This is a genomic window from Vibrio cidicii, assembly GCF_009665415.1.
Classification (GTDB): Bacteria; Pseudomonadota; Gammaproteobacteria; order Enterobacterales; family Vibrionaceae; genus Vibrio; species Vibrio cidicii.
The window spans coordinates 2,576,706-2,591,248 of sequence record NZ_CP035921.1; the positions used below are offsets into that span (position 1 = coordinate 2,576,706).

The following is a 14,543-nucleotide window of genomic DNA, read 5'->3' on the forward strand; positions in this document are numbered from 1 at the left end:
GAAGATGTCTGAATCGATATTGAATAGACTAGAAGAACTCAAACAACAGCTCCATTACCATGCATTTCGCTATTATGTCGAAGATAATCCGGAAATTCCCGACGCAGAATATGACCGAATGATGCGCGAGTTGATTGACATTGAAACTGCTCATCCCGATTTAGTGACCCTAGATTCACCAAGCCGCCGAGTCGGTGGTATGCCGCTTGAGAGCTTTGCTCAAGTTACACATGAAATCCCCATGTTGTCTCTAGACAACGCGTTTAGTGATGAAGAGCTGGCCGCTTTCCACAAACGCGCGCAGGACAGATTAGCGGGGTCGTCAATTGAAGTGTTTTGCTGCGAGCCGAAACTGGACGGTTTAGCGGTGAGTTTACTCTATGAAAATGGCATCTTAGTTCAGGCTGCGACTCGCGGGGACGGAACAACAGGGGAGAACATCACTGAAAATGTTCGTACCATCTCATCTGTGCCATTAAAACTGAATGGTCAAGGCTGGCCGGTTCGCCTTGAAGTTCGCGGTGAGGTGTTTATGCCGAAAGCCGGTTTTGAGCAGCTCAACGAAAAAGCGCGTAAAAAAGGCGAGAAGGTGTTCGTTAACCCGCGCAATGCAGCAGCGGGCAGTTTGCGTCAACTGGATTCTCGCATCACCGCATCACGTCCGTTGGCATTTTATGCCTACAGTGTTGGTTTAGTTGAGGGGACAGAACTCTCTTCTAGTCATTACCAACGCTTTTTGCAACTTAAAGAGTGGGGGCTGCCAATGTGTCCTCAGACGCAAAAGGTGTCAGGGCTTGATGAAGTGCGCGCTTACTATGCTGATATTCTTGCTCATCGCGACCCACTGCCTTACGAGATAGACGGTGTGGTGATCAAAATCGACGATATCGCCGTTCAAGAACAACTCGGGTTTGTGGCGCGTGCACCGCGTTGGGCGATTGCCTACAAGTTTCCCGCGCAAGAAGAGATCACTATCTTAAATGATGTAGAGTTTCAGGTTGGTCGTACAGGCGCTATTACACCCGTTGCCAAGCTAGAGCCTATTTTTGTCGGCGGCGTTACGGTGAGTAACGCCACCTTGCACAATGCCGATGAGATAGCACGTCTTGGTGTGATGATTGGTGATAGTGTGGTGATTCGCCGCGCTGGTGACGTTATCCCGCAGGTTGTTTCTGTCGTTCGTGATCGCCGCACGGGCAGTGAACAGCCAATAGAGTTTCCTAATAATTGCCCAGTCTGCCGTTCTCATGTTGAGAGAGTTGAAGGGGAGGCTGTCGCCCGATGTACGGGGGGGCTAGTCTGTCAGGCACAGCGCAAAGAAGCGCTGAAACATTTTGTCTCCCGTAAGGCTCTGGATGTGGATGGGTTAGGCGAAAAAGTGATTGAACAACTGGTCGACAGAGAAATGGTCGAGACGCCAGCCGATCTCTTCCGTTTGTCGGCGGGGGTACTGACGGTGTTAGATCGTATGGGACCTAAATCGGCACAAAATGTGGTGAACGCTCTGAATAAAGCGAAGCACACCACGTTACCACGCTTTCTCTACTCACTCGGTATCCGAGAAGTCGGAGAGGCGACGGCTGCGAACCTTGCTCGACATTTTAAAACGCTGGACAAGTTGCAAGTTGCGACCCATGACGAGCTGGTTGAGGTGCAAGATATTGGCGAGGTCGTTGCGAGCCATATTACGGCATTTTTCTCGGAAGAAAAGAACCAAGCGGTGGTGCAAGATCTGCTTGCTCAGGGGATACATTGGCCTGACATTGTCGAGCCGAATGTTCAAACACAGCAGCCTTTGGCTGGGAAAATAGTGGTTTTAACCGGAACGCTGACTCAACTTAACCGTGATGAAGCTAAAGCGGCACTTGAATCTCTAGGTGCCAAAGTGACAGGAAGTGTTTCCAAAAAAACAGACATACTGTTTGCCGGGGAAGCGGCGGGATCTAAACTGGTAAAAGCGCAAGAGCTTGGGATTGAGATAAGAAGCGAACAAGATCTCCTCGCTCTGCTATAAAGAACAAAATTCAGAGAAATCTAAAACCCTCTAAAGGAAACTTTAGAGGGTTATTTTTTTATCAAAAATAATCCCGTCCACAATAGGAGAACAACCCTTGCAGATTCTGCTGTGAGCAACCTCACCACTTGATTTCATTTTGTTTCTCACTCCAAAAAATGCGACGCACTTCAATGTGTTTGTTTTATTATATTGTTTTTAAAGGTTTTTTCTGAGCTTTTCTCTGTCAGGTGAAAATTAGATCTTGATCAATCTAGAGCAGAGAAATTTGGGGTTGCTCATATTTTTTTAGAAAAAAAATAAGTTCTGATTGGATGTTTTACGCCGCGAAGTTAGTCTATGGATATGGATACACACGGTGTATGCAGGAAAAACAAAAACCAAAATTAGCAATAATGCGGTTTTCACAGGAAATGATTTCTCCCCTTCGGCGGCCAACTAAAGGTGAGAAAAATAATACAGCTATATCCATTTTTAGGAGTTTTCCATGGACAAAATGTTTAAACGTACTCTTCTAGGCGCAGCCGTTGCAGCAGCTGCAATCTCTGGTTCTGCAAATGCCGCTGTTGAATTAAACGGAAAGGCATTACAGGTTTACGGCCAAGCAGCCGGTTTCGTTCACATTACTAACCCTGATCAAGGCGATAATTCTGTCTCTGCAGTGATTGAGTCGCGTGTTGGTTTCAAAGGTGTGGTCGAATTTGAAGACTTTGGTCCAAATTTTGTTTGGCAAATCGAAGGTGGTAACGCTGATAACTCTGCTAAATCTGGTCAACTAGGTGCTCGTGATACTTATCTTGGTCTTGCCTTTGATGGTGCTGGTTCAATTAAGTACGGTCGTCAACTTGTTGCCGCGTACAACTACGTAGACTGGCCACACTCAAACCCTGGTTTGGGTAACGTATTTGACTGGAATAACGATATCGGCGCTGGTTATCAAGATCGTGCAGACCATGTAATCCGTTTTGACTCAGAAACTTTCGGTGGCTTCAACTACCAAGTTACTTTAAGTGGCATGGAAAAAACCACCGATGCACTTGTTGTGAGTATTGGTGCTTCTTACCAAGCGGGCCCAGTTAATATTCACGGCGGTTACTACACTCAAGGTGAGTATACTGATGATAAAGGCGTGAAAAAAGGCGATATCAACTACGCAATTATCGGTGCAACCGCAGGCTTTGATGCCTTAACATTAACCGGTGCTGTTAAACTCATGAACAACGAGCTAACCGATGCTGAGCAATTAGCTTACTCTGCGACTGCGCAGTATGTTAATAATTCTTGGGTTTACAAGCTGGGTCTAGCTGGTACAACCGATTCTGAAACAAAAGGCAAAACAGACAAAGATACCGCAGACCTTGCTGTTACGGCCCGTCTAGGTTACTTGCTGCCAAGCACTTACCTATTCATGGATCTACGTAACTACAAGATGAACAATGCTGACAGCTTCGATAACAACCTACTTATCGGTGCAGAATACTACTTCTAAGAAGTGGATGAGTTCTTGTTAGCAATATAGTACTGTTTTCGAGCACCGTTATCGGTGCTCGATTTTTTTGGAGAATTAACATGAATTTTCGAACTTCGGCCTTGTTGCTAGTGAGCACACTCTGTTCTGGTGCCACGCTTGCTGCCGTGCAAGTGAATTTATCTAAAGACGTTGAGTTGCTGGCAGTGAACGGGGAAGAAATAGGTTTACGCCTATTTAGTAAAAGTGAACTGCAATTAGAAGATGGCCTCAATCAATTTGTGCTACGTGCGTCTAAGTTGGTGCGTCAGGCAAACGGCGAATTTGAAAAGTTTAATTCTGATCCCGTTATCATTACATTTAATGGCAAAGATCAGAAAATCCAACTATCCCCACAAGGCGATATTGCAACGACGGTAGATGCAGACCATTTTAACAAACAGCCTTATTTTACTTTGAGCTCTTCTTCTCATGTTCAAGTCGAGCAAGAATTGTTGCCACGAGGCCCGGGCATAACTCGTGATTATGAAAAAGAGATCGCTCGTTTCAACGCGCAACGCAATATCCCAATTGGTAAAGCATCGATTGAAAGCCAGTTTTCTGAAAAACAGATGGACTCAACTGAAAAAGCAACGTCTGTGGGTGCAAAGTCTAACAGCTTAAAAATGGTTAAAGCTCAGTACCTTGCTTTGACGGAAGAGGAGAGAAAACAGTTTCTTTCCTGGGCGGTCGCGCAGTAATCGCCTGTTAGACGGATGTGATGGTTATAGAAACAGGCTGGGGGAGTATGACTTGCTTCCCCAGCCTTTAGACTATTCAGTTTTTTCAAGTACGAGAATAATCCCTTCCATCGCGACAATTTTAGCTTTACTTCCGGATGGCATATTTGTTGTCGATTTCGCTGACCAAGTTGTATCGGCAATCCGAATGCGGTTCATTCCTACCTGAATATCTTCTTCGAGAATCAATTCTTGGCCAACGAGTTGTTTCTGCTTTTGGTTTAGATCGCGGGAGGCGTCGCTTTGCTTATCATGTTTTAACTGGCGTCGCCACCAAATCCAAGTTGTTACCAGAGAAAAGGCGGCGAAGGCGCTCCATTGCACTGGCCAAGCAAATGACATCAACGAAAGAAGCAGACCAACGGCGAGCGCAGAAATACCGAACCAGAGAAAATAACCTGCTGTACCGAGTAATTCGACGGCCAATAAGGCCAGCCCGAGAGCCAGCCAATGCCAGTGATTCATGCCTTCGAGTAATTCGACCAAGGGACCTCCTTAGTGGTTGTCTTTGCTGTGTTTAAACATTTCAGCAATACCAGCGACTGACCCCATTAAACCGGTTGCTTCAAGTGGCAGCATAATGATCTTGCCATTCTCGGCTTGACCAATGGCTTTAAGGGCTTCCGTATAGCCTTGGGCAATAAAGTAGTTCACGGCTTGCATGTCGCCTTTGGCGATTGCTTCTGAAACCATGGTTGTCGCTTTAGCTTCCGCTTCGGCTGCACGCTCGCGCGCTTCTGCCTGTAAAATGGCGGCTTGTTTTTCCCCTTCGGCTTTTAAAATTTCCGACTGCTTTTGACCTTCAGCGCGTAGAATTTGTGCTTGGCGAACCCCTTCTGCTTCCAGAACTTCGGCACGTTTATTCCGTTCAGCTTTCATTTGCGCGTTCATCGCTGCCGTTAGGTCGGCTGGCGGTTGCACATCCTTGATTTCAATACGAGTGACTTTGATTCCCCAAGGGTTGGTTGCTTGGTCTACGATCGAGAGCAGCTTAGTGTTGATCATGTCACGTTGACTAAGCATTTCATCGAGCTCCATAGAGCCAAGGACGGTACGCATGTTGGTTAGAGTTAAGTTGCGGATTGCGTGTTCAAGATCGTTGACTTCATAGGCTGCGCGAGCCGCATCTATAACCTGCACAAAGCAGACAGCATCAATGGTGACGTTCGCGTTGTCTTTTGAGATGACTTCTTGAGCAGGAATATCGAGCACTCTCTCCATCATATTGATTTTATGACCGATCGAATCAATAAATGGAATGATTAAGTTGAGTCCTGGCTTGAGGGATTGTGTGTAGCGACCAAAACGTTCCACTGTCCAGTTGTTCCCTTGTGGGACCGTTTTAACGCCGGCAGCAATGAAAATAATAACAACGAAAACGAGTACAGCTATGGTGATCATAGAGTCAATAGGCATGAGAAAGTCCTTGGTGATAAATAACTTATGCAATTGGTTTATTTTTGCTTATTTTGTAAACAAAAACAACGTAATAAATGCGAGCTTTACCCCGTTTCAGACAAAATAAAAGCCGGTAAAGTCCGGCTGTAAATTATTGATTTAACTTAAATAAGTAGAGGCTAATTTAGTAGAGGATCGAGTAAAGCTGGCGACGATAGCGGCTGGCTATCGCATTGCCTTGTCCAAGTGCTGAGAGGATGTCCATAAATGTCTTCTTCACCTCGCCATCACCAAGATTGAGGTTGGTTTTTAATAGGTACCATAGTATCTCCAACGCCTCTTCCTCACGTCCTACGTGTTGGTATTGCACTGCTAGCTCACAGGCAAGAGTGTGGTTTGTTGGATCATTTTGATAGTCAAGTTCGAGCTTTTGAATTTCAGGGCTGTTAGCAGCTTGCTTTTGCAACTCTAATTTTGCTTGTAAACCTTTGAAATAGTTGTCTTGGTATTCAAGCGGAATGGATGACAGCAGTTGTTCGGCTGCTTCTGCCTGATTCGCTTCCAGCAGGCAGTCTGCCATGGCAAGTTTAACGTCACCACGTTGTTGTAGTTCCACTGGTAATGCACGCAAAGTATTTAGCGCTTGTGGATACAAACCGTTTTGCATCTGTTCGATGGCTTGCTGCAGTGCGAGCTCCTCTGCGGAGGGAAGATGCTTGTCAAGCATTGCCTGAATCGCCTCAATAGATTGAGCACCGCCAAGGCCATCGACCGCTTGGCCATTAATAAACAGAGCGATAGTGGGTAATACCTGCACACCGAATTGAGCAGCAATCGGCCCCTGTGCTTGGCAGTCCAGCAGCGCTAAGGTAAAAGCCCCTTGATATTGCTGAGCCAACTGGCGCAGAGCGGGCAGTATCTCGGTACTCTCTGGATACGCATTCGCCCAGAAATGAATCAAAATCGGCGTTTGTGCCGAGCGCTCTAGGATTTCACGAAAATTTTGTTCGTTGATATCAACAATAAAAGGGGAGTGCATGTCAGGATCCTTGTTGAATGTATAACGGCTCTGCAAGATATGGGGGAGTTGGTGCGTATTTTCAAGCGTAAAAACAAAACGCTGCGTAAAGCAGCGTTTAGTGTCGTGGCAAGCGAAAGTGCCTAAATAAGAAGAAATATTGTCAGCACCACACCTACACTCAACCAGTTAAGTTGATTTAGTGTCATATTGAAACATGTCTTATGTGCGTAGATTAGGTGAAAGTTGACTTTGGTTTTGTCACGTTGAACAAGATATCACCACATTGTTACGGAAAAATTACAGATTTTGCATTGGTTATGCGGCGCGTCTCAAAATTTCATCCATCCAGCGAGCAGGGAAAAGCCGTTTAAGATATGCAAACAGAATGGTTGGTGTGGTGACTCGGTAGCGAATTTTTGGTTTTGAGCTGGTGAGTGCGTGCAGCACTGGAGCAACGCAGGATTGTGCTGGTAAAACAAAACGGTTGCTAGAGGTCTCATTTTCTAGGCGACTACGCTGGGCAAGATAGTGTTCTTTATGCGGGCTGTTCTCAATATCAATCCATTTCATAAAAGCGGCGAGTGCATTTTGTCGAAAGCGAGTCTCGATCGGGCCGGGTTCAAGTAGAGCAATGTGGATATTGCTGCCGTATAGCTCTAGGCGTAAGGTATCTGTCCAACCTTCAATAGCAAACTTAGATGCGTTATAGGCTCCGCGGTATTTCATTGCGGCAAAGCCGAGCACGGAGCTGTTTTGAATGATTCGCCCCTCATTTTGCTGTCTCATAACTGGCAATACCTCTCGTACCAGTTGATGCCAGCCAAAAAAATTACTCTCAAATTGTTCACGCAGTGCGTCGGTGGGGAGATCTTCCAGCGCGCCGGGTTGTCCATAGGCACCGTTGTTAAATAGCCCGTACAACTCTCCATTAGTGAGCGCTAAGGTTTGCTCTACTCCACGGGTAATGCTTTGGCTATCAGCAAGATCCAACTGAATACAGGTCAAACCTTCTTGGCGTAGCCTGATGACATCCTCTTCTTTTCGGCAGGAGGCTATCACCTTAAAGCCCTGTGCTTGCAGGGCGTGCGCACAAACATAGCCAATACCACTGGAGCAGCCAGTGATTAATACCGATTTGGTCATTTCGTTTCCTTGTTTTTGTCTTAGCTAGTTTTCGCTATGCACTAGACATTTTAGCGCCAGTTCAACGCGTGAATAATGGAAGGTAAATCCAAGTTCCGTCAGTTTTTTCGGTTTAGCGCGGCTACTATCGAGTAGCAGACAGGCGGATTCTCCCATCAGGAGCTTGATTGCCCATTTCGGTGTCATCAGCAGATGGGGGCGACCTAACGTTCTGGCGAGAGTTTGGCTGAAAACCTTGTTGGTCACCGGATGAGGTGCGCTGAGGTTATATGCGCCCTGCGCATGAGGGGTCTCAAGTAAATAGGCAATCGCTCGGACCATGTCTTGCAGATGAATCCATGGCAGGTATTGCTGGCCATTGCCAATCGGGCCACCTAAACCCAGACGGTATGGTAGCAGCATTTTAGCCAGCGCACCGCCGCCTAAGCCAAGCACCACACCCGTGCGTAATAGACAAACGCGAGTGTGTTCCGATTGGGCTCGCTTAGCAATCTGTTCCCAACGTTCACACACAGTATGGGTGAAACTTTGGCTATGCACGTGCAAACTCTCATCGAAAGGATGAGCTTGTTGGTCGCCATAATAGCCCACGGCTGAGCCACTGATGAACACGGCGGGCGGTTTAGTGCTGGCATGAATAAGTGCCACCAATTTTTCGGTCAGTTGCCAACGGCTTTGACAAATGATCTGCTTTTGTGACTTGCTCCAGCGTTTATCTGCGATTGGTTCCCCCGCAAGGTTAATCACGGCATCAACGTCGTTCAGATCGTGCAGCTCATCTAAATGAGACAAATAAGTGATGTTACCTCGGTCAGCAAAATTGAGCCGCAGCTTAGCGGCATTCGTGTCTCTGCTCAACAATACGATTTGATGCTCACTCAATATCTTGAGTAGTTCACAGCCTATAAAACCCGTTCCACCAGTCAATAGTATCTTCATGTGCCCCTCCATGCTGTTGTTAGTATATGGCAGAGTAAAATACGCAGCCAACCCCAAGACAGGTCATTGATTCATTTCATTTTCGGTCAGAGCTCAATCACAGTTTTAATAAAAGGTAACAAGATGTGACAGCGCTCGAAGGTCAAGTCACATCACCAAGCGAAATTATCTGCAATTATTACAAGCAACCACCATGTTAAAGGGAAGATTGCATGATGTCTGCCACGCTTGCTCTTTTGCGAGCCTTTGCCGCCAGTGCCCGAGATCTATTGCCAATTGTTGTGGTGATTGTCTTTTTTCAATTGGTGGTATTGCAGCAACCGTTACCAAACTTGATGGCCATCGTTTCTGGCTTGGTGTTGGTTATCTTCGGTTTAACTTTCTTTATTTTCGGCTTAGAAATGGGGCTCTTTCCCATCGGCGAGTCTATGGCACAGGCATTTGCACGTAAAGGCAGCCTGTTTTGGCTGTTCGTCTTCTCTTTTTGTTTGGGGTTTGGCACAACTATCGCAGAGCCGGCATTGACTGCTGTGGCGGACGAAGCCGCTCAAGTTGCAGCGGAAGGAGGAGTAATAGAGGAAGGTCAGGATGCCATGGATCGGTATGCCAATGGGTTGAGGATTACTGTGGCCTTATCGGTGGGAGTGGCGATTGTGTTGGGCGTGCTCCGCATTCTTAAGGGCTGGCCGATGCACTATATGATTATCGGTGGTTACGTCATTGTGGTGATTCTTACTGGCTTCGCGCCAGAAAACATCGTTGGGATTGCCTATGACTCTGGCGGCGTGACCACTTCAACCATTACCGTGCCACTCGTAACGGCGCTCGGAGTGGGGTTAGCTTCGGCGATTAAAGGGCGTAACCCGATGTTAGACGGGTTCGGCTTGATTGCTTTCGCCTCTCTCCTGCCGATGATTTTTGTCATGGTTTACGGCATGGTGATGACATGATGGGGTTGAGCCATTTTTTGGATACTTTGCTCAGTACGGTGGTCGATGTAATACCCATTGCGGCCATTTTGTTTGGCTTTCAGTTTGCTGTGTTGCGCAAACCGATCCAAAATCCGCTGAAAGTGTTACTCGGTTTTATCTACGTTATCTTGGGCTTAGCACTATTTCTTATGGGGCTTGAGCTGGCACTTTTTCCTCTGGGAGAAACCATGGCAAGCCAGCTCACCGCGCCGCACTTTTTGACTCAAGTGCGTATTAGCTTAGGCAGCCAACTGGAATGGATCGACTACTACTGGGTTTATCTGTTCGCCTTTTTTATTGGTTTTAGTACTACGGTGGCGGAGCCTTCGTTGATTGCTGTGGCAATCAAAGCGAATCAAGTCTCTGGTGGCAGTATCGGTGTCACTGGCTTGAGAGTGGCCGTGGCGCTTGGGGTTGCGGTGGGCATTGCGCTTGGCAGCTACCGTATTGTTGTTGGCGATCCCATTCATTATTACATCATTGTCGGCTACATTGTGGTCGTTATTCAAACTTACTTTGCTCCGCGGCTGATTATTCCTCTCGCTTATGATTCTGGAGGGGTGACGACCTCGACCGTTACGGTTCCGCTGGTGACCGCATTGGGGCTTGGGCTTGCTTCCACCGTTCCCGGTCGCAATCCGCTCATCGACGGTTTTGGCCTGATTGCTTTTGCCAGCTTATTTCCCATTATCTCGGTGATGGGGTACGCGCAAATCACCCAGTGGCTGAATCGTCGGCAAGTATCAAAGGAGAATAAAAATGCGCTTTAAACTGATTCTGGCGTTTGTTGAAGACAGCAAAACAGATATTGTGTTGGATGCTGCGCGTGAGGCGGGCGCGACTGGTGCGACTGTAATTAATAATGCGCGTGGTCAAGGGTTAAACCAAAAACGGACCTTCTTTGGCTTGACGTTAGAAGTACAAAAGGACGTGTTACTTTTTGTGGTGGAAGAGCACCTGTCTCGCCATATTCTCGAAACCATTAGTGACGTCGGTGAGTTTGATGTGGAGTCGGGGCAGGGCATCGCCATCCAAATTGACATTGAGGATGCGGTGGGTGTTGCCCACCAAGTTGCCAAGTTAACCAAAGTGGTAGAGGACGAACTATGAACAGTCATGACAGAATTCAAGTGCGGGATGTAATGGCGAACATGTATGTGATGGTCGACGGCCTGACCACAGTGCATGAAGGCATCACACTAGCCAGGAAACATCAGGTGAAAGCGTTAGTGGTCGACAAACGCCACCAAGATGATGAGTATGGGATTGTTTTGATGAACGACATTGCGAAAAAAGTGTTGGCAAAAAATCGCTCGCCGCATCGAACCAATATCTATGAGATCATGACCAAACCCGCGTTGTGCGTCTCGCCAGATATGAACGTCAAATACTGCGCGCGTTTGTTTGAACGTTTTGGTATCAGCCGTGCCCCTGTGATTGAAAATGGCAAACTGATTGGCATGGTCAGTTATAACAACATCGTCATGAATGGCATGGCTCGGGATGACGAACAAGAATCTTAAACGTACAATACCCTGATGAAATAAGGGGAAATGTTGTGAAACTGTTTTTTGCTTCTGATCTGCATGGCTGTCTTGAGGCCACCAAAGCGATGTTGACATGCTTTGAAAACTCCGGTGCCGAGCATTTGATCTTGTTAGGCGATCTATTAAATCATGGGCCGAGAAATCCGATTCCGCGCGCCTACAATCCGCCAGAAGTGGCGCGACTGCTCAATGACTACGCCGATAAGATTATTGCCGTGCGTGGAAATTGCGATAGCGAAGTCGATCAAATGTTGCTGTCGTTTCCGATGATGATGGATTACGCCTGGGTTTTGCTTGAACCCGGGCGTAAGATCTTCCTCACCCACGGTCATAAATACCATGCCAAACAAAAACCAGTGTTGCGCGCCGGAGATGTGTTGGTGCATGGCCACACGCATATTCCCGTAGCACAATCGGAAGACGGGAATCTTATCTTTAATCCCGGCTCGGTGACTTTCCCAAGAGAGGGCAAACCGGCCAGTTATGGGGTGTATGACTCGGGCACTTGGTCAGTGATTGCTCTGAGCGGTGAAACCCTGCTTGCAACCACGATGTGAGAGAGTGAAAAAGGCAGCTTGGCTGCCTTTAGTTTCCGTCTGAGTGGCCCAAATCTCTCTCTGGATCAATTCTGTCTCGAACTTTTTGTTTCAGCACTTTGGCCTCAGGAAAGCCACCATCGGCTTTGCGTTCCCAAATGGATAGGTCATTACAGAAAATTTCAAACCGGCCACCTGTATCTGGGTGAAGGCTAACTGTCTCAATTTCTTCACTGAAGGTGTGCAGCAGTTCTTGTGCCAACCAGGCGGAGCGGAGCATCCAATTGCACTGACGGCAGTAATAGATGTCAATTTTCGCTTTTGTCATACTTTTCCTTTAAAACAACAATTTTAAACCAACGGCGAACGTGAGCACTTCAAAGGCAATTTTTACTAAGTTATTGCTAACTCGTTGGCTTATCCAAGCGCCCAAACCACCCCCGAGGAAGGAACTCAATAGCAGCACGGGCAACCAAGACCAGTGAACGGGAGCACCAGCTTTTACCACGGCCAATCCACCGATGCCGTTCCAGAATAGACCGACGCAAATCATTGTCAATGCGACGGCTTGTTTATAGCTGTACCCAAACCAGCGCACCAAAAAGATCGTCACCAAAAGCCCTGACCCAGCAGTTAACGATCCGTTAATGACGCCAATCAAAGCCATCACTATGCCGCCAATCGTCCATCCATAACTATCTCTATGATTGGGGTGTTCACTCTGGCCGAGCTGTTTTTTAAAACGCGAGTAGATACCTAACGCCAGTATCATCAAACCAAGCAGTGTCTGAGCGATTTTCTCCGGGATAAGTATCACTAAATTCGCGCCCGTGACTATGCCAATACTGCCTGTCAAAACCAGATACACAATAACCTTGCCATTAAGTGAACCTGAACGAAAGTGAGTGAGGGCAGCACCCAATCCGAGTGCAACGCTAGCCAGTTTATGGGTCGCGAGAGCAACCGAAAAAGGAAGCCCCATAAAAATAAGAAGAGGGAACTGCAGTAAGCCAGCACCGCCTCCAGATATAGAGGCGAGGGTGTTGGCCAGCAGTGAACCCAAAAACAGCAAAGCAGTGTTAATCCAATCCATTGAATTCACTAAAAAGGGAGTGTGACCTCCCTTGGTTGATTAGTTCGAGAACAGTACGGTTGAGCCGTGATTTAGGCTCGTTAATAGCAGCGTTTTTTCGTTGACGATGTCAATACGACGGCTTTGCTGTGCATCCATTTTGAACACTTTGGTGATCACTTTCAGCTGTGCTTCAGAGAAATCTTGGCTTTTCGAAGAGGAAATATCTTTAAACTCTTTTGGTGTAACCAAGAGATAGTTATCACTGACATCCCATTGGCCCGATTCGGAAATACTAATCGTGACTTCTTGGGAAGATTCATGTGAAAACAGCTTGAGCATTGCAACACGGATGTAATTGCCATTTGGTAAATACTTGACATTCGACGTCACGGTCACTTTGCGCAAAGGGCCCACGCTACCATCAGGGTTGAGTTCATCATTGATCACCGTGACCATATTTGACTGCCACTCATTGGCGGCGAGAATTTGCTCAACCTTCAGATCGCTTCCCCAGTAAAGCCAAGCACTAAAGAGAGAGGATGCCACCAAAAGTAAAGAGGCGATTTTTATTTTCATGCGTGTCCTCATCATTTACAAATGGAGCCTAAATCATTCTGATCGGCCACAATTCTCAACGTAATGTTCTCGCCAGAATGGTTGAGATTGTGAATGTAGTTCAGGGTTAGCTGATTGTTTTGTCCACCCGTCGCAATGACTTTGACGGGGGTTGATTCACCAGAGTGAACTTGTGAATATTTATGTACGCATTGTTCAATAGACGGTAGCCAAGCCTGCAACGGCGGATGGTTGATAGGGGTTAGCACTTGAATAGTACCGATGTTCGCCAATACTCGGAACCGAGATTCTGCTGGATTGGTAAACAGAATGACACTTATCGGCAGCAAGACGGATAATACCCACATAGCGATAATATACCAACGTGTTTTGGGCGCAGTTCTTGGCTCTTTGGGATGATGTGTTTCGGTTTCGAGTAAAGCGTGCTCATTGTCGTCGGGCGTAAATTCAGCAACGTCGATGTTGGAAACCTTTGCTACGGGTGCATCTTCACTACTACTCGGCTTGTCTGATAACAAAGGGTTAATTCTCTCTACCGAACAGATAAGTTGATATCCGCGCTTTGGCACCGTTTTCACAAATTCAGGGGACTTGGTGGAATCTTTGAGCATTTTACGCAACGTAGAGATAGCTTGGGTCAAACTGGAGTCGTCCACTTCGAACCCCTGTTCACGCCAGACAAACTCATGCAATTCGTTACGACTTATAACTTCATTTGGTCTCTCTGCCAACATCAGCAGAATACGACTCTCATTGCTGCCCAGTCGTACGATTTCGTTGCTGAAATCTTGATCAAGTAGTGTATTGCTGTTCGGATCAAAAACGAACCGTTGTGCGATAACAAACTTAGTGCCGATATGACTCATGACATTCTTCTTATGTTATGTTTTTTATTTTTCAATAACTTATGCTTATTTGGGGCGCTAATGGTTACATTAAAAATACTAATGTTTCCGTATGTATGCGGATAGGATAATTAAATTCATGCAAAAAAACAGCGTTTTCCCCACAATTGACCTTGAATTTACATTTGTCAGCCACATGTTAAGTAGCAGAACATCCAAGATGTACAATCA

The 14,543-nt window shown here is 46.7% G+C and carries 17 protein-coding genes; 8 read left to right on the forward strand and 9 right to left on the reverse strand.

The window, feature by feature from the left end:
- Nucleotides 1–4 precede the first annotated feature (4 nt).
- The 3 genes from ligA to EWA64_RS12935 all read left to right on the forward strand — a co-directional run bounded on the left by ligA (nt 5) and on the right by EWA64_RS12935 (nt 4,222).
- On the forward strand, nt 5–2,014 hold the full coding sequence (ligA, locus tag EWA64_RS12925) for an NAD-dependent DNA ligase LigA (RefSeq protein ID WP_061892990.1): 2,010 nt from the start codon (nt 5–7) through the stop codon (nt 2,012–2,014).
- A gap of 487 nt (nt 2,015–2,501) precedes the next feature.
- The gene (locus tag EWA64_RS12930; protein ID WP_061892989.1) at nt 2,502–3,503 is read left to right on the forward strand and encodes a porin; all 1,002 of its coding nucleotides are present in this window, start codon (nt 2,502–2,504) and stop codon (nt 3,501–3,503) included.
- A 146-nt stretch (nt 3,504–3,649) separates the two neighbouring features.
- On the forward strand, nt 3,650–4,222 hold the full coding sequence (locus EWA64_RS12935; RefSeq protein WP_158118533.1) for a YccT family protein: 573 nt from the start codon (nt 3,650–3,652) through the stop codon (nt 4,220–4,222).
- 72 nt (nt 4,223–4,294) lie between these two features.
- Here EWA64_RS12935 and EWA64_RS12940 read toward each other — a convergent pair whose 3' ends face one another.
- From EWA64_RS12940 to EWA64_RS12960, 5 genes are all read right to left on the reverse strand, one after another.
- A complete protein-coding gene (locus tag EWA64_RS12940) occupies nt 4,295–4,747 on the reverse strand; it encodes an NfeD family protein (RefSeq protein ID WP_061892987.1) in 453 nt (150 codons plus the stop codon).
- Between the two features lie 9 nt (nt 4,748–4,756).
- A complete protein-coding gene (locus EWA64_RS12945; protein WP_170320308.1) occupies nt 4,757–5,662 on the reverse strand; it encodes an SPFH domain-containing protein in 906 nt (301 codons plus the stop codon).
- Nucleotides 5,663–5,843: 181 nt separating this feature from the next.
- On the reverse strand, nt 5,844–6,698 hold the full coding sequence (locus EWA64_RS12950) for a co-chaperone YbbN (protein WP_061892985.1): 855 nt from the start codon (nt 6,696–6,698) through the stop codon (nt 5,844–5,846).
- A gap of 297 nt (nt 6,699–6,995) precedes the next feature.
- Entirely contained in the window at nt 6,996–7,823 is an 828-nt protein-coding gene (locus EWA64_RS12955) for an SDR family oxidoreductase (protein WP_061892984.1), read from the reverse strand.
- Between the two features lie 24 nt (nt 7,824–7,847).
- Nucleotides 7,848–8,762, reverse strand: a complete 915-nt coding sequence (locus EWA64_RS12960) for a TIGR01777 family oxidoreductase (RefSeq protein WP_061892983.1) — start codon at nt 8,760–8,762, stop codon at nt 7,848–7,850.
- A gap of 215 nt (nt 8,763–8,977) precedes the next feature.
- On the opposite strand from EWA64_RS12960, the gene EWA64_RS12965 reads away from it, so the two are divergent.
- Genes EWA64_RS12965 through yfcE form a run of 5 tightly spaced genes read left to right on the forward strand, consistent with a single transcriptional unit; the run spans nt 8,978 to nt 11,837 of the window.
- Complete coding sequence (locus tag EWA64_RS12965; protein WP_061893028.1) at nt 8,978–9,712, forward strand: DUF1538 domain-containing protein; 735 nt, start codon at nt 8,978–8,980, stop codon at nt 9,710–9,712.
- Nucleotides 9,709–10,503, forward strand: coding sequence for a DUF1538 domain-containing protein (locus EWA64_RS12970; RefSeq protein ID WP_061892982.1), 795 nt, complete (start codon nt 9,709–9,711; stop codon nt 10,501–10,503). Before EWA64_RS12965 ends, EWA64_RS12970 begins: the two co-directional genes overlap by 4 nt.
- Nucleotides 10,493–10,843 carry a P-II family nitrogen regulator gene (locus tag EWA64_RS12975; RefSeq protein ID WP_039445457.1) on the forward strand — a complete coding sequence of 117 codons (351 nt, stop codon included), beginning with the start codon at nt 10,493–10,495 and terminating at the stop codon, nt 10,841–10,843. The genes EWA64_RS12970 and EWA64_RS12975 overlap by 11 nt, the downstream gene beginning before the upstream one ends.
- A complete protein-coding gene (locus EWA64_RS12980; protein ID WP_039424738.1) occupies nt 10,840–11,256 on the forward strand; it encodes a CBS domain-containing protein in 417 nt (138 codons plus the stop codon). Before EWA64_RS12975 ends, EWA64_RS12980 begins: the two co-directional genes overlap by 4 nt.
- A gap of 35 nt (nt 11,257–11,291) precedes the next feature.
- Complete coding sequence (gene yfcE, locus EWA64_RS12985; protein ID WP_061892981.1) at nt 11,292–11,837, forward strand: phosphodiesterase; 546 nt, start codon at nt 11,292–11,294, stop codon at nt 11,835–11,837.
- 28 nt (nt 11,838–11,865) lie between these two features.
- Here yfcE and EWA64_RS12990 read toward each other — a convergent pair whose 3' ends face one another.
- The 4 genes from EWA64_RS12990 to EWA64_RS13005 are packed head-to-tail and all read right to left on the reverse strand — an operon-like array spanning nt 11,866 to nt 14,333.
- Nucleotides 11,866–12,144 carry an Rdx family protein gene (locus EWA64_RS12990; protein WP_061892980.1) on the reverse strand — a complete coding sequence of 93 codons (279 nt, stop codon included), beginning with the start codon at nt 12,142–12,144 and terminating at the stop codon, nt 11,866–11,868.
- Between the two features lie 9 nt (nt 12,145–12,153).
- Nucleotides 12,154–12,909 (reverse strand): sulfite exporter TauE/SafE family protein, encoded by a 756-nt coding sequence (locus EWA64_RS12995; protein ID WP_061892979.1) that lies wholly within the window; start codon nt 12,907–12,909, stop codon nt 12,154–12,156.
- 39 nt (nt 12,910–12,948) lie between these two features.
- Nucleotides 12,949–13,479, reverse strand: coding sequence for a regulatory protein ToxS (locus EWA64_RS13000; RefSeq protein ID WP_139045585.1), 531 nt, complete (start codon nt 13,477–13,479; stop codon nt 12,949–12,951).
- A complete protein-coding gene (locus EWA64_RS13005) occupies nt 13,479–14,333 on the reverse strand; it encodes a transcriptional regulator (RefSeq protein WP_061892977.1) in 855 nt (284 codons plus the stop codon). The genes EWA64_RS13000 and EWA64_RS13005 overlap by 1 nt, the downstream gene beginning before the upstream one ends.
- Between the last annotated feature and the right edge of the window lie 210 nt (nt 14,334–14,543).